Below are 24,718 nucleotides of genomic sequence, written 5' to 3' on the forward strand. Positions count from 1 at the left end.
GATCGCGCTTAGGGCTGCAAAAGATATATCCTGTCTGACTTATATTACAAAACTTATGCGATGTTTGTAGCTTCCTACTTATTGCAACCCAGGTGTAAATCTTTAGCAAATATTAAGCTAGCTGGAGTTCAGTAGTACCACTGTTATTATCTTCAAGAATAAATATTCTAGTGAGATTTTCAGTAAATTTCGCATTTATGCGCAATTTACAGTTTGCTAAACTCTATCAAATTAAATCCTTTCGAGTAGCGGAAACGACAATTATGGGTACATCAGATACACCTTTGTGGGTTCAAGACAGAGATACAGTGATTGCAAAGGAAAGTCATGCTGAGTGGCGTTATGGAGAACCACCAGACTACTCGCGTAATAATGCAGCACTCAAAGAGCAAAGTCAATACAATCATATCGAAGGTTCTTTAGAGGCGATCGTCCAAAATTTAGTCAGAACTTTTGAAATGGAAGCCTCTTTTAAGACGAATCCTCAACAGTGGTTATCTATTGTTGCTGATAAGTTTCGGATGCGGACAAATAATCAGCCAGAATACACAGCTAACGATGTTGTTGCTGCGGGAACTTACAACTTATTTTTAGGAGAATCAGAGCACTATAGTGCTAAGTCTGAAGATTTTGAATCATCAGGAAAAATCTTTCATGATACTTTTCCGAATGGTTTCTTATGGGAACTTATTGAAGTGTTAGCAGGACCACCTAATGTAACTTTCAAGTGGCGTCATTGGGGAACTTTTAGCGGTTCTTACAAAGGACATGAACCTACAGGAGAAGTTGTAGAAATCGTCGGTATTAGTGTAGCGCGGGTGACTGACGATCTCAAAATTGAATTGCTAGAACATTATTTTGATACTAATTCTTTCTTAGGAAAACTAACATCAGGTGGAACGATTGCAAATGGCTGTCCTTTTCATCAACAAGCATAAAGATTGACTTTTAAATGACGCGCGATCGCTTTCTGTATCATGTATATCAAAAGCGATCGCTTTTGATAATTTGTGCGTTTCGATATTATTTTATTTGGACTAACTCTGAGAGGCGATCGTGCTTAGTAATTTGGTGAATAACAAGGGCGCTTAGCAGAAGGGCGCGAACTTGTGGTGCGACTACTCACGCGACGCTTGAGGGAGTTACCGCCACAGGTGCAAACTCAAATTGCATCGCTGTCGTTAGAACAAATCGCTGATTTAGAAGCTTGGTTGAGTCAAAACGTTTAATTTAAAGCTAAAGATGCTTCTTATGCATAAATTATTGAGTTTGCCAATATTTTAATGCGTAGACATTCTACAGTTGATTCTAGTAATTCTGCGGAAGCGATCGCAGCCACTCTACAAGAGAATAAAGTCAAGGCATATTTACCAAAGACCAAGGAATGCTCGCTAACTTTCAAACTAATGCTCAATTGATTGATTGGACCAATGAACAATCCTTCGCTCAACCTGTAGTTTGTCTAAAAGATGGTCACGATATCGCATTGTGAATTATGAGTATTACCAGGCACAAGAATTTTCCTCAATCGGTTCGGGTGCCGTGGAATCCGCTATCAAACAGATTGGTCGGCGAGTGCAACTTTCAGCTGCCCAGTGGAAGCGGGAAAATGTCCCGCAAGTGTTAGCTCATCGTTGTGCTTATCTGAATGGGTTAATTGACTCACCATTGCCCAGCCGCTCAGCATAATTGCTTGTAGAAAAAGTGACATGTTCCCCGTTCTGCTTACTTACATTGGTACTGGCAAATTAAATTTATTGCTGCCAAAAACGTCGCTCAAGTTTGTGATAAAATGCTTCATGCTTGCGGTGGTACAGGCTTCAAAAAAGAATTAGGAATCGAACATTATTTACGTGATGGTAAAGCCGGGTGGGCTATGGGACCAACAAATGAAGTACTAAGACAATTTGTTGGCAAATTGGCATTATTAGGAATCGACTCACTCGACTACTGGAATCAACACGTCAATGAGCATCATGAGCATGTATTACAAACGAAATTAACAAATTAAATATTGAAGATAAAAAAACAACTCGCTGAACTTTACTCGCCCAAGTAGCCGCCGAAGAAGCTAAAAATTCTCCAAAAGTTCTCCAAGAAACTACAATATAATCCTACCTTTGTACGTCTGCGATTTGCTCATTTATGAGCTTCATCAATCTAAATCGCTATTGGTAACACTGGTTACAAACAATAAAGACTACCAGCCGCAAACTTGTAATAACAAATCTATCGCAAGTATGAACTTACCAAGCATTACCCATGAATGCTGAAGCTCAAGAATTTTTAGGAACCTTCATATCAGAGAGCTACTACTTCTATGCCTCTGTATTCATGTTACTGATTCATGCGGGTTTTCTTGCCTACGAAGGTGGTGCATCACGCACCAAAAACGTTCTCGCTACGATGGTAAAAAACTTACTCACCCTTTCTAGCGTAGGACTCGCATTTTTCTTTTTTGGATGGTGGGTTTATAACGCTTTTCCTCTATTTCCTGTGAGTGGAGGAATCCTTGGTCCGTGGACAACTGCAACAAATGATACCATAAAAGCGGCAATGGCAGTTGTAGAAACATCTTATCCTTGGTCGCCTGCGTTAGCACCAAACACCGCCGATCATCTAACCGGAGTTTTCTTTTTTGCCTTTGCATTATTTGCTATGACTACAGCCTCGATTCTTTCAGGAGCCTTGATCGAACGAGTTAAAATCGGTGCATATATTATTATGTCAATCATTCTCGGTTCGTTTACCTGGGTTGTGGCTGCGGCGTGGGGATGGAACCCCTTTGGTTGGTTTTATACTGCATTTGGCTATCACGATTTTGGTTGTTCAGCAGTTGTTCACGGTGTTTCTGGCTTCTTTACTTTAGGCGTATTACTTAATCTCGGTCCTCGAATTGGTAAGTACGATGAACGAGGCAATCCTAAACCAATATTACCACATAATCTACCGTTAACAATGGTAGGTTTGATGCTTATTTTTGTGGGATTTTATGCCTTCTTAGCAGCTTGTTTAATCTTCCTACCAGGCTATACCAGAGAAACAACGATTTACGGAACTCCAATGACTTTAGCTTCGATTGGAGTTAATACAACGCTCGCATTAGCATCTGGAATTATCGGTGCTTATATTTCTTCTAAAGCCGATCCTTTTTTCACAATTTCAGGAGGACTTGCGGGAATCATTTCAGTTGGTGCTGGCATGGATTTATATCATCCAACTGTTGTCATTGTTTTAGCGTTCTTTGGTGCATTTTTAATGCCAAAAGTCGCTTTATTTATCGAAAGAATTGGGATTGATGATGCAGTAGGTGCTTTTGGCGTACATGGTTTTTGTGGATTGCTAGGAAGTTTAGCAGTAGGAGTATTAGCAACTGGATATCCTCAAGGCGAAGGTGTACCGGTAACAGGTTTTATTGGACAATTAGTTCCTACCTTAATTTGTGTCATTATTTTAGGCTTTATTCCAGGTTATACTACAAGCTGGCTACTCAAGAAATTGCATCTTTTACGCGTACCTCGTGATGAAGAAATTGCTGGATTAGATATCGCTGACTTAGGTGTAGAAGGCTATCCCGAATACAGCATGAATTGGGCAACATCAACAGTGACTATACAAAATCGTGCTGAAGCGGTAACAGGAAGATTAGAGCCACAACCAGGGATGCAAGACTAAACAAGGGAGAAAGATATGAGTAGTCCGTTTAGCAATCCAAAAGAATTTCTTGAAGCTGAAGGACCAATTTACACCTTTGGCAACAATCCATCAATTATTACTTTTTTACTGATTGTTAGTAGTATTCTCTTCTTGTGGTTTATCTATGCTTCGTACAAAATAAAAAGTGGCAAGCTTCCAGCAAAAAATCCTGTGGCTTTGAGTCTTTTAATTGTGGCAAGTGCGTTGTCTTTAGCAGGAACAGCTTATAATTCTACAGTTGATAAAATCCATCAACCTGCGAGAAGAGAATCACGAGTTATTAGCTCAAAAAAACAGCAATGGCAACTACCAATGACTTTAATAGGTATGGTTGCATCGGGTAGTTTATTGCAACGTCGTACAAAGAATCGTCAAAGAAAGCGAATTAAAACGACTAATCGTAATCAGCATGAGTTGTGAGGTATTGTGATGAGAGCAGCGTTGGTAGTTGGTTCAGTTGTTTCTTTACGGCGCTACCCTGTTAAATCAATGATGGGGGAAAAATTGGATGCGACTGAGATAAGCCACAAAGGAGTAGTCGGCGATCGCGCTTATGCTTTAATTGAATTTGCCACAGGTAAAGTTGTCAGCGCCAAAAATCCTCGCAAATGGCTAAACTGTTTGATTTCCACGCTGCTTTTGTTGCTTCACCAATAATAAACAACATTCCGCCCGTTGAAATTACCCTTCCAGACGGAACAAAACTATCAAGTGAACAAGAAAACATCAACGAGTTACTTTCCGATGTGTTAGGGCGTGGGGTAACACTGGCATCAACCGCACCGCCCGAACCTATCCTAGAAGAATACTGGTTAAACATGGAAGGGCTTCCCTACCAAGAAACTGTTACTGATGAAAAGATACCAGCGGGTACTTTCTTTGATTTAGCTACATTACATTTGCTCACAACCGCAACAATCGAACGCTTACAAAAATTAACACCATCAGGACGATTTGAGATGCGCAGCTTTCGCCCTAATATTGCAATTGCTTCAAATACAACTAACGATTTTATCGAAAACGACTGGATTAATCGCATCGTTGTGATCGGTGAAGAAGTTCAAATCAAGATTACGGGCTTTTGTCCGCGTTGTGTCATGACAACATTACCGCAAGGCGATTTACCGAACGATCCGAGTATTCTCAAAACTGCGGTGCAGCACAATCATGGTAATGTGGGCGTTTATGCCAGCGTAGTGCAAGGTGGTACAATCAGTTGCGGCGATTTGATTCAAATTTTGGGTTGATACAGGTACATATTTACTTTTACTGAATACAAGAAGTGACTGTTGCGGTTAAATCAACTCATGCATTTTACCTAGATATACCTGTACCATTGGGCAAAGTAGTTGCAGAATATCGCATCACGCCTGGAAGTGCGATCGCTTACTCGGTTAAAGTCGGAAAATATATTCAAATTATCGACATTGCAACCTTATGGTATTACTCCGCGACTCGGTTGGGTAGCGGTAAATTCCTTTTTTAATACAACCGTCACAGGGGAAGAGGCGATCACTTTTACTGAATCTTGGTCGCGTCCAGAGTAACGAAGCTGCGTCGATGGTAAGGCAGCTATACCCAGTTCCTACAGAGCTAGTGATCAACGCCTTGTGGCATCTAAGGTTTCAGCACAACAATGCCGTCAAAACCTGATCGCCTCTTTGTTGAGGTTCTAGTACGGCACTTAAACAACTCATCAGCAGTGTGGTGTTGTTCTTGCCAGCGTTTCTGAGACTTGTGTTTTGTTCGTCAGTGTGTTCCAAATCAATCACTCAGCTTCTTGTCGATGAAGTTGGGCTTGCTGAGCGTTAGTTCAACACCGTAGGTTTGAATTCTAAATTACTTTGCACATCTTTCTTAAGATATATTTCGCTGGTGAATAGATTTCGTCTCTTATGGTACATTTGTACTATTCAAGTGGAAATCAGGGAGCTACATCATTTCACGCAAGTAGATTCTTCAATCATCAATTAGCCAAAGGAGCGCACGATGCAGTTGAATCCCTATCTGACTTTCAACGGACAATGCGAGACAGCGTTTAAGTTCTATGAGCAGTGTCTAGGTGGCAAAATCGAAGCGATGATGAGCTATGGTGAGTCGCCAATGGCAGAGGAAGTGCCGTCGGAGTGGCGCAACAAAATTATACATGCCAGCTTAATTGTGGACGACCGACTATTAATGGGTTCTGACTGTTCACCTGAGCAGTATGAAGAAACAAAAGGCTGTTCTGTATTACTCAACATTGACAATCCAGTAAAAGCAGAGCGTATTTTTCAGGCATTGGTTGAAAACGGGACAGTGCGGATGGCTATGCAGAAGACATTTTGGGCTGCCCGTTTTGGTATGCTTGTCGATCAATTTGGCATCCCGTGGATGATTAACTCCGAGCCAGCCGCTTGATGCATTAAACATTACGGTGAAACGAAAAGCTGAGCATAAGCAATAGAGACAAATAAAGCACAATAGGAGTCAGCGATGAAGACTGAACTACAGAACGAACACTATTGGCTACAGAAGCTTGTTGGCGAGTGGACATACGAAACAGAGGTGATGATGGAGGCAAATCAGCCTCCGGAAAAGGCTACGGGAACCGAGAGCGTGCGATCGCTTGATGGCATCTGGATTCTAGCTGAAGGACACGGTGAGATGCCTGGCTGTGGTACTGCAACAACGATGGTGACACTTGGCTACGATTCGCAAAAGCAGCGTTATGTGGGCACTTGGATTGGCTCGATGATGTCTCACCTTTGGGTATACGATGGCGAACTAGATGCGGCTAGAAGGGTGTTGACGCTCAACGCAGAGGGACCGGCGATGACTGGTGAAGGGCTGGCAAAGTACAAAGACGCGATCAAGTTCAAAAACGACAATCATCGAGTGCTGACATCGTCTGTGTTGGGCGATGATGGAGAGTGGCACGAGTTTATGACAGTAAATTATCAACGGCAGTCATAGCAGAATTCCAGATTTTAGCACCATGTAGCAGGACGGAAGAAACAGCTATTGAGCATTGGCGGCTTTCCAAAGCACGACTCAGCCGGATACACGATGTCATGGCTCGCTATGTTGACGAAGTACCTGGTCTAGTGACATTGGTCAGTCGCCAAAGTAAGGTACATGTTAAGCGGTATCAAATAACACTCGCAGCACTCTTATGCACTCGGCAGTGTTTTACAACACATAGTTGCGATCGCTAATTAGATATTTGCTTCCCCAAGTAGAAATGGAGGAGGTTTAGATGATAAATCAAGTGCTGAAGAACAAAGTAGCTTTAGTTGCAGGAGCAACACGCGGTGCAGGTCGCGGTATTGCCATTGAACTAGGTGCGTCAGGTACAATTGTTTATGTCACAGGTCGAACCACCCACGCTCAACGCTCCGAGTACAACCGTCCTGAAACTATTGAAGAAACGGCAGAACTAGTAAATCAAGCGGGCGGTTATGGTATACCGGTTCAGGTCGATCATCTCGATCCAACACAGGTTCAAGTTCTGGTAACGCGAATTGAGAACGAGCAAGGTCGGTTGGATATCCTAGTTAATGATATCGGTGGAGAATATCTGGCAGAGTTTAATCGGCCCGTGTGGCAGCTTTCTTTAGAAAAGGGACTGCGATTGTTTAGACTGGCACTCGATACGCACATCATTACTAGCCACTTTGCGCTACCGCTTTTAATCAAAAATTCAGGGGGTCTAGTCATCGAAGTCACTGATGGTACGGCAGAATACAACAATACAAACTACCGATTATCACTGTTCTACGATCTAGCAAAAACCTCAGTAATTCGCATGGCTTGGGCACTAGCACAAGAGCTTCAACCTCATCAATGCACATCTGTGGCGCTAACTCCAGGCTGGTTGCGCTCAGAAATCATGTTAGATCATTTTGGGGTTAGCGAAGCCAATTGGCAAGACGCAACTGCAAAAGAGCCTCACTTTGTTATTTCTGAAACCCCTCATTATATTGGTCGTGCTGTGGCTTGTCTTGCTGGAGATCCAAACGTTACCCGCTGGAATGGTCAGTCGCTGTCAAGTGGTCAACTGGCAAAAGTCTATGGCTTTACAGACTTGGATGGCTCGCAGCCTGATGCTTGGCGCTACATTTGTGAAGTTGAGGCTGTTGGTAAACCCGCAGATGCAACTGGATATCGTTAGCGTTGTTCAAATTTTCTGAAGCTAAGGTCTAGGTGTGCTGCATCTGTAGTGCTTCAACCTTGTTTTCTAAGCTTTGCAGATATTCTGCGTATTCAATCTGAAATTCGAGTGCATTTTTGAAATCGGTGGAACGCTTTGACAACCGCTTCCTTGCTAGTTTCTGTTAAAGTGATCGCTTGGGGTTGACGAGGGAGGCGAAACTGCGTGTTTAAGTTGTTGGTGTGGACGAAACAGCTTGTAGCAATACGCTCCATACGCCATATCACCGGCTTTGTTAAATGCGTCTAGCAACTTACCGTGATGTTTGAAGAGGAGATTTTGCCAGTTTTCAGTAATATGATTGGCGATGTACTGACCAATCGCGTAAATATCGGTATTTTGGTTGCCTAAGAACACGATTTGTGATGAATTCATTGAGCTTGCTCCAATCTTAGCGTCTTGTATTGTGACGCCTAACCAATGTGGCAAGATTGTAAAAACATGATCTTTTTAACCGCAGCGATCGCCCGCGTCCACCGGAAATATTTCATGCCTAAAACTTGCCTAAAAAATCACCCAGTATTAGCAACAATCAACTGTATTCAACGGTAATACGGAAAATGCCAGTAATCTTGAAACCCTTACGAATAAGCCTTGCACAGCTTTTGTATTTATGATAAAAAATGGCTCAGGAGTGATTTGAACACTCGACCTTGGGCTTATGAGTCCCCTGCTCTGACCAACTGAGCTACTGAGCCAAGTATTAGACAACGACTTATAAATATAGCATACACTATCTGCGATTACTAGTCTTGCTTAAATTAAATAGAAATAGCACGATTTGTGCATAAAGACAGGCATTGAGTCATAAAAATGTGAAATTTCCTAGTTTTTTCCCTGATTTATATCAGCGACGAAACTTCCCTAACGCAGTAGCATATTCATTTATGTAGCAATAATGCTTGATGTCATCATTCCCAGTAAGGGTTGAATTAACAGATGAACCTGTACGGATTTCTTCAATCGCTCGGCATTGCTAATCCTAGTGGAACTGGCTGGCTAGCGGTGATCTTTACCTTTTTATTAGCCTGGGTAGTCACCTGGCTGTTGACTCCGCCCGTGCGTTCGTTTGCATTACAAGTTGGTTGGGCAGACCAACCTAATGAAAGGCGACTCAATCGCGAACCGTTGCCCAACGCCGGAGGTTTAGTAATCTATTTTGGAGTTCTAGCTGCATTAGTCCTGGCGACGCTGTTACGCCCGATCGTGATTGAAGGTGTCCTTGCGGAAGTACTGACCATCTTACTGGGAGGATCGATATTAGTCCTTGTTGGCTTTATTGATGACCAATTTGGCTTACCGCCCTGGGTACGCTTATTCACTCAAATTCTGACAGCCCTGCTACTTATCAGCAGTGGTATCAAAATTGAAGCACCGTTAGGAACTCCGGTTGACTCGCTACTTGCGATATGTCTTACCGTGCTGTGGGTGGTCGGAATTACCAATGCCATTAACCTGATGGATGGAATGGATGGCTTGGCTGGGGGAGTTAGCTTTATTACCGCGATGAGTTTGCTGGCGGTGTCTGCGCAATTTGAAACACGGGCAGCCGCAACGTTACTACTCGCCGCCTTAGGAGGAGGCGCCCTAGGATTTTTGCGGCACAACTTCCATCCTTCACGGATTATTATGGGCGATGCCGGAGCCTATTTTTTTGGATATGTCTTAGCAGCAACAACGATTTTAGGTAATCTCAAAGTAACTACAGTATTTGCGCTAGTACCACCCGTTTTATTTCTGCTGTTACCAGTCATCGATACAACTCAAGTCTTTGTACTGCGCTTGATGGCAGGTAAAAATCCTCTGAGTAACCCTGGTAAAGACCATTTGCACCATCGATTACTTGCTTGGGGCTTTTCTCAAAGGCATACAGCGCTAACACTGTGGACAGGCACAATTGTCTCGAATTGGCTCGCAATGCAGCTACAGGGAATGAGTGCGATCGCCGCGCTAGTCACAATCGCTAGTATTATCGCACTACTGAGCTTTACAATTTGGCGTAGAATGCGATCACTCTGATTCTAAGACCACACTCTCTCAGCTAGACCATTAAATGAGTAGGGAAAGGAACTTAATATCCCTTCCCTACTCACTGCTAATTTGAGGCGATTCAATGACTAACGCTGACGAGGTAACAAAGCGATCGGATTAACGGCTCCTTTACCTGCAGGATGCACTTCAAAATGAAGGTGAGGACCTGTACTAAAACCAGTGCTTCCCATCTCAGCAATGTGTTGACCTTGTTCGACTTCTTGCCCTGCACGGACTAAGATGCGGTTGTTATGAGCATAACGAGTCAGTGAACCATCAGGGTGTCTGATATCTACCAAGTTGCCATAACCACCAGAATTCCAACCGGCGCGCACAATCACACCAGAAGCTGCTGCAAAAATAGGAGTTCCCACTGGTGCTGCTACATCGATTCCTCGGTGCATTCTTCCCCAGCGCCAGCCATAACCAGAAGAGAGAACGCCTTTTGCAGGCCAAATATAGCCTGTGAATGGTGCTGACGATCCTGGTTTAGGCAAATACATATCTGCTGCACCCAGCGGTGGCAATTCTGGAGATACTTGCCTTCCTCGGAGCGATTGTAATGCTTCGGTAGGATCGACGTTTGTCGGTGCAGTTGCTAATCGAGCTTTAATTGTGCCGGAACCTGAGGTATTTGCTTGAGCGACACGAAACTCTGGGTTAACCGGTTCAGAAGCTACTTTACGAGAACGGGTTTGAGTCACAACGGACGCCACCGATTTGGGCTTGGCTGGAGTAGCAGTAAGCTTAGTATTTACTTTAATTGAAGCTTCAACGGTTTGCTTGGCAGAATTAGCTGTAGGAGTGTTGTACTTTTGACGCAGTTGTTGAATTTCTGCCTGTAAGCCTTGGACATACAGATTTGGTGGATCAAGTGGTTCCTCATTTGAGAGACTACCACCCACGCCAAGCATTGCTACTGTTGGTTCTTGTTCTGCTGTATTCGTTGAAGGGTTGTTATAAGCAACAAATGTAGCTACTGAGGCTTCACGGCTATCAGGAATAACCGATACATGGGGTTGTGCAGAAATTGTTGCTCTGTTTTGTTGTTGAGAGCGATCGCTGACATTGATATTTTGAGCAACTGCACCGTGATATACCGAAGTCGGTATCGTAATGCTTTGGTTAATTTGTAGTTGGTCAGGATTAGTGATTTGGTTCGCACTGACAAGTTCATCTAGGGCAACATCATGCGCACGCGCGATCGCGGTTAGTGTATCTCCTGGTTTTACCTGATATTCTGTTGCCAGCGATGCGACTTGGACGCTGGCTTTGTTCGTGTCTTCAGGTACTTCAGAAATAACAAAAACTGTTTGTGCTTCTAGCGTTTTTGGCTGCGTACGCTCTGCAACTATACTTTGGTTTTCTGCGGTTTGTGGTGTTGTCGTTTCTGCTTCTTGAGTTGCCGTCTGCGTAGGACTAGGAATCGTATATGGTACATTTGCAATTCCAAATTCTACTGATGTCGTTGGCAGTTGAGTGCGATCAATTCGGTGTTGCCCGTTGACAATTTCTGCCTGCGTTTGTTGCTGTGACGCCTCAGAAGTCACGGCAATTGGTGTTAAAGATTCTTTAATATCGACCACGACGCTGTTATCGCGGATATCTTCGGTTGGTGTTACTTGCGTTCCAATAACAGTAGGAGACGTAATTTTATTAAGTGGATCTAAACTTGGAGTTGAAATTTGGGGTGGATTGATCGCTACTGATGGAACTTGAGTTTCTACAATAACGTTTTGATTACCCGTACTTTCTGGCTGCGATCGCATCGGACGCTGCGCTGTACGCAATCGCTGTACCAGTTGATTTTGGTTAGATTCGTAGCTAGGCTGTTGAGGTGCAGTTGCTACAGGTTGATTTAACTCGCTTGTGCTGTTATTCGTTGATGCTTCGCGTCTAGCCGTCTCGACATATGGGCTAACTAAACGATTGCTTGGCTGCGTCACATCCGTACTGGGCGATTGTGGTGTTGCTTGAATAGCTGTACGCGTATTGAACTCCTCAGACCGCAACTCCGCCGAACTGTTTTTTGAGTGGTTCGATTGTTGCTTTAAGCGATTGACCAGCAACTTTTGTTTAGTTGCTGCTGGGGCTGTTGGTTCTTGCTGTTGGTTGTTTCTACTGCTAACTGGCTGTGTTGATGCGTGAAGAGGAACGCCACTCGATTTGTTGAGTGCGTCTACTTTGTTGGCTGATTTGAGTTGTTGTACTAAGCGATCTTGGCGCTGTGTAGCCCGTACTTTACTCGTACTGATTTGTGTCGAATCATTTGTCGTCGTTTCGACGCGGCGTGGCGCTACTGCTTTTGGTGCGGTATATTTTTTCTGACTCGCATCTATCGCCAGCGGTGGCTTTTGCCGTTGTTCTTGTTCTACTCGAATTGGCGTTGTCTGCTGCGTTGTATTGATTTGCACTGTATCCGGCGCAGGAGGACTCGCAGGGGTTACAGACGTAGTGGCTGGCGCTGGCACAACTTCTACCACAATTGACGCTGCTTGAGTAGACGAAGTCGTCGAAACTGGAATAGCAGCCGGTTCCTCACCCTGCGGGATCTCAGCCGCTGGAGTGCGATCGTGTCGAGTCAGTAAAAGGTTGGGTCCTCCCATTGATATTGCGATCGCCATCATCGCGACCGAAGTGCGCACTCGCCGTTTGACCTTGGGCTGAACGGGCTTCAATTGCTCCTCCGCAGCTGCTTTGCTTTTAGCGCTAGCAGGAACAGCCTTAACCTTCTTCATCCATGCTCGTTTCAAAAATGACCTCCTATGAGCAATAGGGCTTACCTGATCTCGATTTATCGAGTTTATTACTAGTCAATGAATTAGGCTACTACTTTCTATAGATTCACCTCAGATCCAGCAAACATACTTAAGCAAGATTACTAGGCAATTTTAATTTAGACAAGTTTACATCAACTCCTAACACTGTGCTGAATCTTGTCGCTCAGCGCATACCTAAAGAAATGGGTATCGATTTTTACTACCATTCGTTGGTAGTCAATTGCGACTGCCATTCTTCTTTATACAAGCGATCGCAGTTGCTATGTACTTAACCTTTTTTCTAAATTTTTGGCAATCAGAGTACGCATACCCACAGTTGTTATGTGGCTGTGCTATGTCGTCGTCATCCTGCTGTAAGTTTACTTTTGCCTCCTTTAGCTAATGTTGAAGATCGTTAAATCTAGCTAAATAGCTTAGCTTGTCGATTGTACTCGGTTTACTCAGATTTGATCCCCAAAGACATGACAGATTTAGCCAATTTAGAATGAGTAAAATCTATCGCTTTCTTCTCCTAAAAAATCTTTTTTAATATAAAAATTTCTTATCGTGTTTTAACCAAAGTACATTTTGCGCAAAGCGATAGTCTCACAAACTTTTACCAAAATACTTTGTATAAATTTATGCTAGTAAGAATAGATAAATACAAAAAATACCTGCGCTTAAAACCATATTGACTTCTCAGTAAGCACAGGCTAAACTTTAACTCTATTGCGGATTGACGCGCGTCCAAAAATGCATTTAGTCATCAAACTTGTCGTTTTCTTGAATGCTTTGCTGAGTGTAAAAACAACAATTCATACAAGATATCCTAGTTGACGTCGAGCTTCAAATAAACCGATCGCAACGCTGACGGAGAGATTTAAGCTCCGCACCTTGGGATGTGGCATAGGAATATACACCGTAGCAGTACATTCTGCCAGCATATCAGGCGGTAAACCTGTCGTTTCACTACCGAATATTAACCAGTCATCAGTTTGAAATTGGAAAGCTGCATAGTTGTCACTTCCCCTCACGCTAAAACCAATTGTGCGTCCGCCCCGTTGTTTGCAGTAAGACTGAAAAGTAGCAATTGATTCATGATAGTGCAAGTTGACATAAGGCCAGTAATCTAATCCGGCCCGCTTGAGATAGCGATCGCTAATCTCAAAACCTAGTGGACCAACTAGATGTAACTCGGTTTCGGTTGCAGCGCAGGTACGAGCAATATTTCCAGTATTCGGCGGAATTTGGGGATGAACTAAGACAATCTGAGGCATGTGATCTTGATCGGACTGCGAACATCTTAAATCGTCTGTTCCAATCAAGATGCGCCTAAAGTCAACTTATAGTTTTTTTTAATGTTAATATACCCAATCACACTGATTAAATATTTTGAATCTTCTCAACAATTCAACTCAAGCTGCTACAGGAGAACATATTTCAGCTTCGAGTTTGCTTTCGCGTTCGCGCATCGCGAGGCTTGCTTGTGTCATAATTTGCTGGACACTGAAACCATAAGTAAAAAGCTGCAACCACTGCTGTGCTTCGTTTCCTTCGCGAAGAATTTTTTGCACAGGGGAAAGAAAGCAGTTAAAGCCACTTTGTTTCGCGATCGCCCAAACATCTTTGTAAATTTCTGCAATCCAATCGCGTGCTAAGATACTTCTACCATCTTGCCAATGGGTCAAGCGCGCATCTAAACTAGATTGTGCCGCCGCCGCTTCATTTGCAACGGTAATCGCAATTAGTTCCTCTGGGCGATTTGTTGCAGGTATAGTACTGGTTTCGAGGGGATCGAGACTCGGATCGGCAATCAGTTGTAAAAGACGTGCTTCAAGCAAAGCGGCGATCGCGAGTAAACTGATAGGATCGCTAACAAGGTCGCAAATGCGTAATTCTAAACGATTCAGGTTATACGGACGGCGATCACCATTCGGTCGTACTGACACCCATAAGTGGCGGACATTTTGCATCGTTCCTGCTGCTAACTGTTCTTCTACCCACCGAATATGATGCGCGTGGCTTTCAAATAAAGGTACATATGTAGGAGTTTGCGGAAATAATCCCCAGCGCGTTGAATGATATCCTGTGGCTTTGCTATCGATAAAGGGAGATGCGGCGCTGAGTGCGAGATATAATGGAGCTTCTACGCGTACCAAACGACACGCACGCATCAATGTCTCTGGATCGGCAATACCAATATTGATGTGAACGCTAGCGGTGACAACTTTGGTACCGTAGGTTTGTTCGATATAGTCGTGATACGGGTTGCTTGGATCGGAACGAAAGAAGCGATCGCTTCCACCCAAAGCCAGCGTACTTCCAGGTATTAAAGTATAGTTTCCTAATTTTTGTAAATATTCGCGTAATCGCAAGCGAGGACGTAGTAGGGAACACAGAAGATCTTCATACTTCGTTAGTGGAGGCGTTGTGTATTCGACATTACGGCTATCTGGTTCGCGGACAAACCCATCTATACCGGCTACAATTTGGTCTGAAAGACCGACAATATCACCCTGGGGTGTACCAGTGTACATCTCGACTTCAAAACCTTTGGATAGCAGCACGGTATTTCCTCAAATTGGATATATTTTTACACCTTACAGTGTAAATCTGTAATTATTGCGACGCATCCGTCAAGAGGTTAGCATCCGAAAAGTTTTGAGTTAACTCATTGATAATTCAAAATTCGTAACTTTGCTTAGCGATAATGCCGATAAACTTCACTTGCGGCGCGGTGCAGTAAAGAATGGCGATAAACTAAACTGTTAAAGTCATCCGCATAACCACCACCAATCACACAAGCTACCGGATAACCGCGACCGAAACAGGTACTTAAGACTTGCATTTCGCGGCGATAAATACCAGCGTCAGTTAAAGCTAATTTACCCAAGCGATCGCCTGCGTGCGGATCGACACCTGCATCGTATAACACAAGATCTGGCTTAACATGAGAAAGTAAATCGGGTAAGTAATTCGCTAACGTTTGCAAATAAGCATCGTCTTCCATTCCTACAGGTAAAGGAACATCCAAGTCACTGTTTTGTTTAGTTCCTGGAAAATTTACTTCACAGTGCATCGAAAACGTAAAAACACTCGCATCCTCTTGAAAAATATACGCTGTCCCGTCACCTTGATGCACATCCAAATCTACAATCAATACTTTTTTGACGAGTTGCAACTGTTGTAAAACACGCGTGGCGATCGCCAAATCGTTAAAAATACAAAAACCCGAACCATAGCTTGGAAAAGCATGATGTGTTCCACCCGCAGTATTGCACGCTAAACCGTGACTGAGGGCTAATTTAGCTGTTAAAATTGTTCCCCCGACAGCAATACACGTGCGCTTGACTAACGCCGAACTCCAAGGTAAGCCAATTCGGCGTTGCGCTTTAGGATCGAGTGTCCCTGTACAATATGCTTGAAAGTAATCTGGAGTATGAACTAATGTGATCCATTCGGATAGTGGTTGTACGGGAGTATGAAATTGTCCAGGATCTGCTACACCATCTGCGATGAGTAATTCATAGAGTTGGCTAAACTTAGGCATCGGAAAGCGATGACCTTCGGGCAGAGGTGCTACGTAGTCAGGGTGGTAAATAATTGGTAAATCCATCTTTAGCAAGCGATTAGCTTTTAGCCCTTAGCTAATCATGCATCAAGTATTCTGCTAAAGAGAAGTGATCGCAACTGAGATAAGACATATGGAAGGTAAAATACTTTGGCAGCAAGGTAACCCTAAACCAGATAATCTTGACAATTTTGCAGTAATTCAACAATGGTGGTCAAGCTTAGCAAATAAGCAAGTTACGCTGGCACAGCGGATGATTCCCCAAGCTGGCGATGTTGATCAACTTGACTGGGAACCACAACGCTTTGATGAAGTTTTTGAAATCAAAAATCCTGAAATTCGCGGTATCACGCTTTACTGGCAAAAACCTGATACATCGCAAACACGTAACACGACACCGCATCAGTTGGTACTCGATACACACCTACAGCAGTTATATATTTTCCCGCAATCGCAAAAACAACTCGTTATCCGTGTAGCTTTACGCGAGGTAAATTATGAAACAATTGAAGTCAAAAATCCGCACTGGCTGTATCGTCGTGTTGGCGAAAACCACATTCTCACATTACGAGATAATCATCAACAACTAGAAGTAAAAATTACGCTCAATCCTGATAGTCTTAGCCAACTAAAAGAACAATTACCCTAAAAGAGTTTTGATTTGTCTTCTTCTTTAACGGATAGATACGCATTACCGATTACCAGCCTCAAAGCTACATTGTCAGAAGTCACTACAATGAAAAAACTCATCAATCAACCGGAAGATTTTGTCCGTGAGAGTTTAATAGGAATGGCAAAGGCGCATTCTGATCTATTAAAAGTACAATTTGAGCCTACGTTTGTCTATCGTGCAGATGCACCCGTACAAGGAAAAGTTGCGCTAATTTCAGGTGGTGGTAGCGGACACGAACCACTGCACGCAGGGTTTGTTGGTAGGGGAATGCTGGATGCTGCTTGTCCTGGTGAAGTTTTTACTTCGCCAACGCCCGATCAAATGCTAGCAGCGGCAAAACAAGTTGATGGTGGTGCAGGAATTCTTTATATAGTCAAAAACTATAGTGGTGATGTTATGAACTTCGAGATGGCAACCGAGTTAGCGCGTGCTGAAGATCTGCGAGTTTTGAGTATTTTAATCGATGATGATGTTGCCGTCAAAGACAGTTTGTACACGCAAGGGCGGCGAGGTGTAGGAACAACGGTACTAGCCGAAAAAATTTGTGGTGCGGCGGCAGAAAAAGGATATGATTTAGCCGATATTGCCGATTTGTGTCGCCGAGTTAATCTCAATGGGCGAAGTATGGGAGTCGCCTTAACTTCATGTACTGTACCCGCAATCATGAAGCCGACGTTTGAATTAGATGCTGACGAAATTGAAATGGGAATTGGCATTCACGGCGAACCAGGGCGCGAAAGAATGACGATTAAGTCGGCGGATGAGATTACTGAGATGCTAGCAATGTCAATTTTTGAGGATATTGTCTATACTCGCACAGTCCGCGAGTGGGATGAAAGCAAAGGAGGATTTGTTGACGTGCAATTAACCAATCCTGAATGGGAAAAGGGCGATCGCCTTTTAGCTTTTGTCAACGGTATGGGTGGTACGCCGCTAGCTGAACTGTACATTGTTTATCGCCAACTTGCCGATTTGTGCGCGCAGCAAGGATGGCAAATTGTCCGCAACTTAATCGGTTCTTACATCACATCGCTCGATATGCAAGGGTGTTCGATTACGCTACTAAGGTTAGACGATGAAATGATTCGCCTTTGGGATGCACCCGTAAAAACAGCAAGCTGGCGCTGGGGAAGTTGATGATGATGACAAAAGAGCAGATCTTACAATGGTTAGAGCAATTCGCAGATGCGATCGCGCAGAACAAAGAATACTTGACACAACTCGATGCGGCGATCGGTGATGCCGATCATGGTATCAACATGGATCGTGGATTTCAAAAAGTCGCAAGTCAGTTACCTAAACTTGCAGAGCAAGATATCAGCAGTGTTTTGAAAACAGTTAGTATAACACTTATTTCTAGTGTGGGTGGTGCGAGTGGACCATTGTATGGCACTTTCTTTTTACGCGCGAGTACCGCTGTTGCTGGAAAACAAGAATTATCGAACGAAGATTTGGCAAGTTTACTGCAAGCAGGCTTAGATGGCGTCTTACAACGCGGCAAAGCGCAACTTGGTGATAAAACAATGATTGACGCGCTATCGCCTGCGGTTACGGCTTTTACCCAAGCTATCGGTCAAGGTAAAACAACCTCAGAAGCAATTCAACAAGCAACCGCCGCCGCCGAACAAGGAATGCAAGCAACTATCCCCATGCTGGCAAAAAAAGGTCGCGCCAGCTACTTAGGCGATCGCAGCATCGACCATCAAGATCCTGGGGCAACATCTGTATATTTGATGCTAAAAAGTTTATCCGAAGTCCTTGGTATGACGAGTGATTAGTGGCTAGACACGCCAATTACCGATTACCAAGTTACGAATCAACTTTAAGCGGTTTAATTACGCGGGCGATCGCTTCTTGCACGAAAGCTTTGATAAACTCATCGCGGCGGTTAAGTTCAAATTGACGCTGTACTACCTCAGTAATTCCACCGTCACCCCAATCTTGATCGTGACGAAAATACTCGATAAAACTTTTACCTGCAATTCGCGTCAAATACGCAGCAGTCACGCCTTGAATTGCACGACCAACGACAAACGTCGCAACATGAAATTGTAGTGCTGTTGATAACAGTTGAATTGCCCCTTTGACAATCCCCAAACTTGCAAGCGTTTTTGCTAAAGAAAGTGCCAACTCTTTACCGCGTTCTAAATTCAAATCGCTGCCGTAGATTCTCCCGATTTCGACAACCATTTGCGCATTCACCGCTGCGGTGGCGAGTAAATCAACACCTGGTAACGGCGTTACTGTGACAACACCTGCACTAATCCATTGAAAACGGTCTACAACCTGATCCGCTTGACGACGCCGCTGAGCATCAATAATCTGCCGTGCCTCTTCGCCGAGTCGTTGCGATTGCAGTAAGATATTGTCTGCGACTAAATCTTCACCCTCAGTACGTAAAACCGCAGCCATGCGGCGCAGTAACGGCATAATATCTGGTTCAGGCTGAAAAATTTCGCCATTTTCTAACGCGACAGGTTGCGGATTCGCAGCGATCGCCACAATATCCGTTGGTGCAATAAAGTTTTTAACTCGTTCGCGCAGTTGGGCGAGGATTGTTTCGCGGTCTATGTCAGTGTATAAATCGGTTTTATTCAAAACTAAAAGCGATCGCTTGCCAATTTCTGCCAATGTCTGCAACGGTTCGTATTCCGAACGCCGTAAATCGTTATCTACAACAAACAACAATAAGTCAGCTTCAGTAGCTAATTGTCGTGCGAGTCTTTCGCGTTCTGTTCCGGCGACTCCTGCTTCTAAAATTCCTGGCGTATCCGTAATCAAAATCCGGCGTTCCATGCCTTTGAGCCGCAAGCTGTAAGTTTGTCCTTCCTGTGTTGTTCCCATTGGTGCTGCGACTTGTCCGACAATTCGCCCAAAGATCGCATTCACGAGTGAAGTTTTGCCCGCTGAACCTGTTCCAAAGACAACGACTCGCAACGCACCGCGCGATAAACTTGCTTCAATTTCCTGCGATCGCGCGAGTAACGCTTGACGCGCCACTTCATCTTGAATTTGTGTCAATTGCTGTTGGATTGCACGCAGATTTTCCTCCGCAACGTCCGTGCGGTCTTCGGGAATTTGAATTTGCCGTTGCGCCCGTCGTCGCGATCGCCTTTCACCGCGTTGGACAATCGCGATGTAGTAGATAACTACACCGATCAGCAAGACAACCAAGGCGACAATCAGAAATAGCAGCACATCCGCCAGGAACGGCGAAGTGTAAGACAACTGCCATAACAACTGTGACAAGCTAGCAAACAGCCACAGCAACAGCCCGACGATAACAATTAGGGCAATCAGCAGCATTACGATGCGTGGAAAAGGCATTGTCTTAGAGTCACTACAACGCAGGAGATGCTTTTGATCTTAATCTGCTTGCTGTTGTCCTGACTGCGTCAGGGGTAATAGGGCGATCACAACAAGGCGTTTTGAAACTTTAGAAAAATTTAATATAGTTCTGAAAGTTAGATGCGGTTAAGGCTATAGCTTGACTCAATTTTGTGTATCAAGATATTACACTAGCAATTTACAACAAAAATGATTGCGCAACAAAAGCAATTCCAGTATATTTGGTATAGCTGATGAGTTATTACCATGGATATAAAGTATCCATTTGCTACTAGCGATCAGTTGTTTAGTGGGTAGCCTAATCTTCTACCGCTTGCGTTGAAGAACGGAGGAACCAAAGTTCGGGGCGAATCTCTATATAAGAGAAAGATACCTTCCAATCTTAGCCCGTCAGCTAACTTCGTAGGCAATGGAAGGAGTACCTGTGGCATTAGCTTTATATTTTATATAAGCAATTGTCCTAAGGGTCTCTTCGCAGGTATCCCTTAATCAATAATTTGGGTTAGCTGCTGACCTTTCGGCCCACCTCGTCCGTCGCTACATGTAAACAGAGGTAAGGATAATGAATTACTACAAACAGTGGATCTTACTTGCAAAGCAAGAATTGAACGGTATCGTCGTAGACTACACCGATCCAGAAGGAAATCACTACAGCGAACCATTTTGTTTTCAGACGCTTGATGAGGCAATTAGCTATGGTCAAGCCTGTATTGACCGTCTCATTCGACTCCGATCAAAATCTTTAATGCAAGCCGAGTCATAGTGTCTGTACAATTTTACTGATTCAAATTTGCGGCTTCTCGCCCCTCTCGCTCTTTCCTAATTATGGCTACCGTGTACACAAATAGTCGGTATCTAGCAAAGTCCCTGGCGAACCGCCCCCCAGCCCACGCCAGTTCCTACAACAGGAGACTCGGTGTCCTCACGTAGTGGGGATTGGGGTTTCACCCCGCTTTCACCGATGCAAGGGGGTGAAAAAGCTTGGAGCGACGCCAGTCTAAATTTATGTGTACACCGTAGCCCAATTAGGGGGAGAAAGTAAGGAAGAACGTTACCGCAGATTTGAGCAAATTTTCTACTGTTAGCTAGAGGTCGTCAGCTTGTTGACTAGGGAAAATTGAAGTCATACATGATATAAGTATAGACATATGGGACTTTTTGACCAAATTCTTGGTGCAATCAATAATCCTTCGCAGCAAGCAAGTTCTGGACAGCTAGTTAACATTCTGAATACAGTACAGCAGCTAAGCAATAGCTATCACACAAATCCATCGACGATGCAATCGTTAATGTCGATTGTAGGTAATTACGTTCGCTCAGGACTACAGCAAAAGCGTTCTAGAGATGGTTACGACCAAACACAAGCGTTTGTCAATCAATACAGCGGTGCATCACCAAACCCGCAAGCGGTTTCTGGGTTGTTTTCTCAAAGTCAAATTCAACAACTCGCACAATTTGCCGCACAGCGCACAGGTTTGAATCCAAATATGATTGTGCAAATGCTACCTATTTTAGTGCCTGTTGTGCTAAATCTATTGCAAAGCGGCAGCCGCGTACAAAATGCACCAGTTGCTAATACTCAAACTAATAACCGAAATACCGTATTAGATACTTTCTTAGACGCCAACGGCGATGGCGAGGTAGATATTGCTGATGCTATACAGCTTGCAGGACGTTACCTTGGTCAATCGCGTTTTTAATCGCTTGAGCAATTAGCAATACTCACTTTTATAGCAGTGGTCAAGATGGTTAGGACAATAGGAGAGTTTAGAACTATTCTGACCTCTGAACCCTGACCCCTGATCTCTGTAATACTATCGAGAAGCAATTTGTTCGCCTGCCCAAAGTTTCATTTGCTGTAGTCCGAAAACAATAGGTTGTTCTATGCTTGTTGCGGGTGTTGTTTGACCGTTTTCTGCCACTGTCCACATCTGCCAATGCTCATCACCTAATTCACCGACTCGGAAGACAACTTGATCGGGGTCAGTTTGACTCCAGCCGAGTAGGATTGACATGGCATGGTCGTGATAAGTTTGTGCTGGCGCAAGTGTTGTTGTTTGGTTTTTGTATCGATGCCAAATCACAGCATAGTCAGACACATCAGAAGTATTAAAGAAACCTTCAAATTGACGCGCGAGTAAGCGATCGCTCGACTTTGACCAACCGATGGGAGACAAAATTGAAATAATTCCTGGTACTGCTGATTCTCCACGGATCAATAAATGCAGCGCTAAGGGAGATGAAGCTTTGACTTCTTGTAACTTTCCAGTGCGCAAGTTTTCTAAAAACATGACACTGCTGACTTGACTATGATAGAGTTCTGGCTGTACTTGCATTTGAATGCGGCTGTAAGCAGCATACTCGCCATCAGGCGAAAGCAGCGAATGACTGCGATAGTAACGCACTCCCGAACCTTCTTGCGAACTAACATCTTCGTAAGTTTTCATTACCCAATTCCAAGGAATTGGATAAGGGCTATTTAATGGATCGAGAGATACTGATGGCTGATCGCTAGCCTGTTTTTCTGGTGACAATTGACTTAACGAAGACGTGAGTGCTTCAAACGACTGGGCTGACGCCGCTTGAATTGACGTAGCTGCGATCACTGGTGTCAGTAGCATAGCCACTAACAGCTTGAGGCGTGGCTGTGGGCAAAACCATCCTGAGAAGAAGTTTTGTAGCATTTGTACAGTTTTAGGTAGGGCAGTAGCGAGGTCAGAAGCACCTGAAGTAGGCGATGTGGCAGTATGCTATTTCAGGTATAACAAGAGAAATAGGCAACTGAGAAGACCTATTTCAATTAAATTTTTCTACAGCTTGCGTTGGTTCAATCGAAGTTCACAAATAAAAGTGTCACAACACTTGTACCTGTGCCTTGTCAAAACCAGCGATTAGCTTTTAGCTTAAACCCCATATATAAATACAGGGGCTTGAATCAAGAGCCTATACATTTTGAGATTACAATGAACTCTAATTGCTTTCTGAGCAAAACTCTGCGGTAGGATAGCCGATAGTCGCCTAGCTTGTCGCTTTGAATGAAAGTCGTATTTTTTGGTACTCCTGATTTTGCAGTACCCACGTTAAAAAAATTATTGCAGCATCCAGCGATTGAAGTGTCTGCAGTTGTCACGCAGCCGGATAAACGTCGCGGGCGTGGTAATCAGTTAAGTGCTTCGCCAGTGAAATCTGTGGCTATGCAGCACAATATTCCTGTATGGCAACCGCAGCGCATTAAGAAAGATGCTGAAGTTTTAGCACAGTTACAAAAATTATCAGTTGATGTTTTTGTTGTTGTTGCCTATGGGCAAATTCTTTCGCAAGAAATTTTAGATATACCACGTAGAGGTTGTATTAACGTGCATGGCTCAATTTTGCCGAAGTATCGAGGTGCTGCGCCAATTCAGTGGTGTCTTTATCATGGCGAAGCCGAGACGGGTATTACAACAATGTTAATGGATGCGGGTATGGATACGGGTGCAATGCTACTCAAAGCCTATACACCGATTCAACTACTTGATAATGCGCAAGATTTAGCGCAACGACTTGCCGAAATAGGCGCAGATTTATTGATAGAAACGCTGTTTAAGTGGGAACGCCAAGAAATTCAACCGATTCTGCAAGATGACTCGCAAGCGACTTATGCACCGTTAATTAAAAAGCACGATTACCTTCTAGATTGGTCAAAATCTGCGATCGCATTACATAACCAAGTGCGCGGCTTTTTCCCCAACTGCGTTACGCACTTTCGCGACGAGTCGTTAAAAATCATTGCGACGGTTCCCCTTGGCGCTGCTTATTGGTCGTTACTACCAGAATTTAGCTTTCTAGAGCACACTTTGTCTTCTTTGTCAACTCCGGCGGTGACTGGTGAAGTCGTCAGCATTGCCAAGGGAATAGGACCAATTATCCAAACAGGGGAAGGATTATTACTATTACAACAGGTACAACTTGCAGGAAAACGTCCGCAATCAGGATGGGATTTTGCTAACGGTAGTCGTCTAACAGTAGGAGAAAAACTGAGGAGTTACGCTTCAACAGGTTCATAAAACCGACAGCGATCGCATGGTCCTTCGGGATTAACCGCACAGCGAATTAATTCAGAATGCGCATTGTAGCGACAGCTAGCATCGCCAATGACCCAACGTCCAGCCACAAGACTTTTTTCACTCGGACGTGGCGCTGACTGCACGTATATTGCAACTTTATGTAAGCGATAGCGCCCCGATCTTAAATGATAGCGATGGCGGCGCTCTAGTACAGCGTAAGTTTTACCTTCAAGGTCGAGATAATTTCCTGGCTGGGGTGTCCAATCTAACTTAACGCTACCCAAAGATTGACGTGGGTGCGTCAGAATGATCTCCGTCGGTAGTGAATCTGGCTCCATAATCTCCGCTCAATGTAATGCTAACTACATTTGGATGGTATCGCGATCGCACAGCTTGCGTGGC

26 protein-coding genes, 1 tRNA gene, 3 pseudogenes and 1 riboswitch are annotated in these 24,718 nt (G+C 44.0%); of the genes and pseudogenes, 20 read left to right on the forward strand and 10 right to left on the reverse strand.

The features are described 5' to 3' along the window. The first annotated feature begins 263 nt into the window (after window positions 1-263). The 12 genes and pseudogenes from NIES1031_RS00945 to NIES1031_RS00995 all read left to right on the forward strand — a co-directional run bounded on the left by NIES1031_RS00945 (window position 264) and on the right by NIES1031_RS00995 (window position 7,849). Window positions 264-938 carry a SnoaL-like polyketide cyclase gene (locus NIES1031_RS00945; protein WP_073547825.1) on the forward strand — a complete coding sequence of 225 codons (675 nt, stop codon included), beginning with the start codon at window positions 264-266 and terminating at the stop codon, window positions 936-938. A 153-nt stretch (window positions 939-1,091) separates the two neighbouring features. Beyond that, window positions 1,092-1,229: pseudogene (locus tag NIES1031_RS00950) on the forward strand (DUF4351 domain-containing protein); the annotation flags it as partial. A gap of 247 nt (window positions 1,230-1,476) precedes the next feature. Further along, window positions 1,477-1,689: pseudogene (locus tag NIES1031_RS00955) on the forward strand (hypothetical protein); the annotation flags it as partial. Window positions 1,690-1,756: 67 nt separating this feature from the next. Beyond that, entirely contained in the window at window positions 1,757-2,011 is a 255-nt protein-coding gene (locus NIES1031_RS00960) for an acyl-CoA dehydrogenase family protein (RefSeq protein ID WP_269085985.1), read from the forward strand. Window positions 2,012-2,262: 251 nt separating this feature from the next. Beyond that, window positions 2,263-3,675, forward strand: coding sequence for an ammonium transporter (locus NIES1031_RS00965; protein ID WP_073547681.1), 1,413 nt, complete (start codon window positions 2,263-2,265; stop codon window positions 3,673-3,675). A 15-nt stretch (window positions 3,676-3,690) separates the two neighbouring features. After that, on the forward strand, window positions 3,691-4,116 hold the full coding sequence (locus NIES1031_RS00970) for a hypothetical protein (protein ID WP_073547682.1): 426 nt from the start codon (window positions 3,691-3,693) through the stop codon (window positions 4,114-4,116). Window positions 4,117-4,125: 9 nt separating this feature from the next. Beyond that, window positions 4,126-4,353 (forward strand): MOSC N-terminal beta barrel domain-containing protein, encoded by a 228-nt coding sequence (locus tag NIES1031_RS24630; RefSeq protein ID WP_218596612.1) that lies wholly within the window; start codon window positions 4,126-4,128, stop codon window positions 4,351-4,353. Continuing rightward, entirely contained in the window at window positions 4,305-4,943 is a 639-nt protein-coding gene (locus NIES1031_RS00975) for an MOSC domain-containing protein (RefSeq protein WP_218596613.1), read from the forward strand. The genes NIES1031_RS24630 and NIES1031_RS00975 overlap by 49 nt, the downstream gene beginning before the upstream one ends. A 35-nt stretch (window positions 4,944-4,978) precedes the next feature. Further along, window positions 4,979-5,182, forward strand: coding sequence for a hypothetical protein (locus NIES1031_RS24115; RefSeq protein ID WP_073547683.1), 204 nt, complete (start codon window positions 4,979-4,981; stop codon window positions 5,180-5,182). Window positions 5,183-5,685: 503 nt separating this feature from the next. Then, entirely contained in the window at window positions 5,686-6,096 is a 411-nt protein-coding gene (locus tag NIES1031_RS00985) for a VOC family protein (RefSeq protein WP_073547684.1), read from the forward strand. Between the two features lie 75 nt (window positions 6,097-6,171). Further along, the gene (locus tag NIES1031_RS00990) at window positions 6,172-6,651 is read left to right on the forward strand and encodes a DUF1579 domain-containing protein (RefSeq protein ID WP_073547685.1); all 480 of its coding nucleotides are present in this window, start codon (window positions 6,172-6,174) and stop codon (window positions 6,649-6,651) included. Window positions 6,652-6,934: 283 nt separating this feature from the next. Then, window positions 6,935-7,849 (forward strand): SDR family oxidoreductase, encoded by a 915-nt coding sequence (locus NIES1031_RS00995; RefSeq protein ID WP_178378015.1) that lies wholly within the window; start codon window positions 6,935-6,937, stop codon window positions 7,847-7,849. A gap of 92 nt (window positions 7,850-7,941) precedes the next feature. Here NIES1031_RS00995 and NIES1031_RS26265 read toward each other — a convergent pair whose 3' ends face one another. Continuing rightward, window positions 7,942-8,022 (reverse strand): hypothetical protein, encoded by an 81-nt coding sequence (locus NIES1031_RS26265; RefSeq protein WP_407919477.1) that lies wholly within the window; start codon window positions 8,020-8,022, stop codon window positions 7,942-7,944. Next, a complete protein-coding gene (locus tag NIES1031_RS01000) occupies window positions 8,003-8,263 on the reverse strand; it encodes a DUF6022 family protein (protein ID WP_218596615.1) in 261 nt (86 codons plus the stop codon). Before NIES1031_RS01000 ends, NIES1031_RS26265 begins: the two co-directional genes overlap by 20 nt. A 45-nt stretch (window positions 8,264-8,308) precedes the next feature. Between NIES1031_RS01000 and NIES1031_RS25885 the strand changes: the two genes are divergently transcribed. Beyond that, the gene (locus NIES1031_RS25885) at window positions 8,309-8,440 is read left to right on the forward strand and encodes a hypothetical protein (protein WP_269085981.1); all 132 of its coding nucleotides are present in this window, start codon (window positions 8,309-8,311) and stop codon (window positions 8,438-8,440) included. A gap of 72 nt (window positions 8,441-8,512) precedes the next feature. Here the strand turns inward: NIES1031_RS25885 and NIES1031_RS01005 are convergent. Then, a tRNA-Met gene (locus NIES1031_RS01005) sits at window positions 8,513-8,586 on the reverse strand. A 241-nt stretch (window positions 8,587-8,827) separates the two neighbouring features. Between NIES1031_RS01005 and NIES1031_RS01010 the strand changes: the two genes are divergently transcribed. Next, window positions 8,828-9,907 (forward strand): MraY family glycosyltransferase, encoded by a 1,080-nt coding sequence (locus tag NIES1031_RS01010; RefSeq protein ID WP_073547687.1) that lies wholly within the window; start codon window positions 8,828-8,830, stop codon window positions 9,905-9,907. A 98-nt stretch (window positions 9,908-10,005) separates the two neighbouring features. Here NIES1031_RS01010 and NIES1031_RS26270 read toward each other — a convergent pair. From NIES1031_RS26270 to NIES1031_RS01030, 4 genes and pseudogenes are all read right to left on the reverse strand, one after another. Then, window positions 10,006-10,581: pseudogene (locus NIES1031_RS26270) on the reverse strand (M23 family metallopeptidase); the annotation flags it as partial. A gap of 2,912 nt (window positions 10,582-13,493) precedes the next feature. After that, complete coding sequence (locus tag NIES1031_RS01020) at window positions 13,494-13,955, reverse strand: tRNA (cytidine(34)-2'-O)-methyltransferase (RefSeq protein ID WP_073547689.1); 462 nt, start codon at window positions 13,953-13,955, stop codon at window positions 13,494-13,496. A gap of 138 nt (window positions 13,956-14,093) precedes the next feature. Beyond that, on the reverse strand, window positions 14,094-15,245 hold the full coding sequence (gene gshA, locus NIES1031_RS01025) for a glutamate--cysteine ligase (RefSeq protein WP_073547690.1): 1,152 nt from the start codon (window positions 15,243-15,245) through the stop codon (window positions 14,094-14,096). Window positions 15,246-15,379: 134 nt separating this feature from the next. Then, entirely contained in the window at window positions 15,380-16,294 is a 915-nt protein-coding gene (locus tag NIES1031_RS01030; protein WP_073547691.1) for a histone deacetylase family protein, read from the reverse strand. A gap of 88 nt (window positions 16,295-16,382) precedes the next feature. Here NIES1031_RS01030 and NIES1031_RS01035 point away from each other — a divergent pair, with 88 nt between their 5' ends. Genes NIES1031_RS01035 through dhaL form a run of 3 tightly spaced genes read left to right on the forward strand, consistent with a single transcriptional unit; the run spans window position 16,383 to window position 18,700 of the window. Beyond that, on the forward strand, window positions 16,383-16,898 hold the full coding sequence (locus NIES1031_RS01035; protein WP_073547692.1) for a hypothetical protein: 516 nt from the start codon (window positions 16,383-16,385) through the stop codon (window positions 16,896-16,898). 12 nt (window positions 16,899-16,910) lie between these two features. After that, a complete protein-coding gene (gene dhaK / locus NIES1031_RS01040) occupies window positions 16,911-18,059 on the forward strand; it encodes a dihydroxyacetone kinase subunit DhaK (RefSeq protein WP_236738667.1) in 1,149 nt (382 codons plus the stop codon). Beyond that, entirely contained in the window at window positions 18,059-18,700 is a 642-nt protein-coding gene (gene dhaL, locus NIES1031_RS01045; RefSeq protein ID WP_236738668.1) for a dihydroxyacetone kinase subunit DhaL, read from the forward strand. Before dhaK ends, dhaL begins: the two co-directional genes overlap by 1 nt. A gap of 31 nt (window positions 18,701-18,731) precedes the next feature. Here the strand turns inward: dhaL and NIES1031_RS01050 are convergent, their stop codons facing one another. Beyond that, window positions 18,732-20,249: a YcjF family protein gene (locus NIES1031_RS01050; RefSeq protein ID WP_073547694.1), complete on the reverse strand. Its 1,518-nt coding sequence runs from the start codon at window positions 20,247-20,249 to the stop codon at window positions 18,732-18,734. A gap of 306 nt (window positions 20,250-20,555) precedes the next feature. Beyond that, window positions 20,556-20,694: riboswitch (cyclic di-AMP (ydaO/yuaA leader) on the forward strand. A gap of 138 nt (window positions 20,695-20,832) precedes the next feature. Between NIES1031_RS01050 and NIES1031_RS01055 the strand changes: the two genes are divergently transcribed. Both NIES1031_RS01055 and NIES1031_RS01060 read left to right on the forward strand, forming a co-directional pair. Beyond that, the gene (locus tag NIES1031_RS01055; RefSeq protein WP_015189572.1) at window positions 20,833-21,033 is read left to right on the forward strand and encodes a hypothetical protein; all 201 of its coding nucleotides are present in this window, start codon (window positions 20,833-20,835) and stop codon (window positions 21,031-21,033) included. A 385-nt stretch (window positions 21,034-21,418) separates the two neighbouring features. Next, entirely contained in the window at window positions 21,419-21,970 is a 552-nt protein-coding gene (locus NIES1031_RS01060; RefSeq protein ID WP_073547695.1) for a DUF937 domain-containing protein, read from the forward strand. A gap of 114 nt (window positions 21,971-22,084) precedes the next feature. Here the strand turns inward: NIES1031_RS01060 and NIES1031_RS01065 are convergent, their stop codons facing one another. Further along, on the reverse strand, window positions 22,085-22,954 hold the full coding sequence (locus NIES1031_RS01065) for a hypothetical protein (RefSeq protein WP_236738669.1): 870 nt from the start codon (window positions 22,952-22,954) through the stop codon (window positions 22,085-22,087). A gap of 351 nt (window positions 22,955-23,305) precedes the next feature. On the opposite strand from NIES1031_RS01065, the gene fmt reads away from it, so the two are divergent. Further along, entirely contained in the window at window positions 23,306-24,316 is a 1,011-nt protein-coding gene (gene fmt / locus NIES1031_RS01070; protein WP_073547696.1) for a methionyl-tRNA formyltransferase, read from the forward strand. Here the strand turns inward: fmt and NIES1031_RS01075 are convergent. Then, window positions 24,295-24,654: a DUF6464 family protein gene (locus NIES1031_RS01075; protein ID WP_015189576.1), complete on the reverse strand. Its 360-nt coding sequence runs from the start codon at window positions 24,652-24,654 to the stop codon at window positions 24,295-24,297. The genes fmt and NIES1031_RS01075 overlap by 22 nt on opposite strands. Between the last annotated feature and the right edge of the window lie 64 nt (window positions 24,655-24,718).

This window comes from Chroogloeocystis siderophila 5.2 s.c.1 (assembly GCF_001904655.1).
Taxonomy (GTDB): Bacteria; Cyanobacteriota; Cyanobacteriia; order Cyanobacteriales; family Chroococcidiopsidaceae; genus Chroogloeocystis; species Chroogloeocystis siderophila.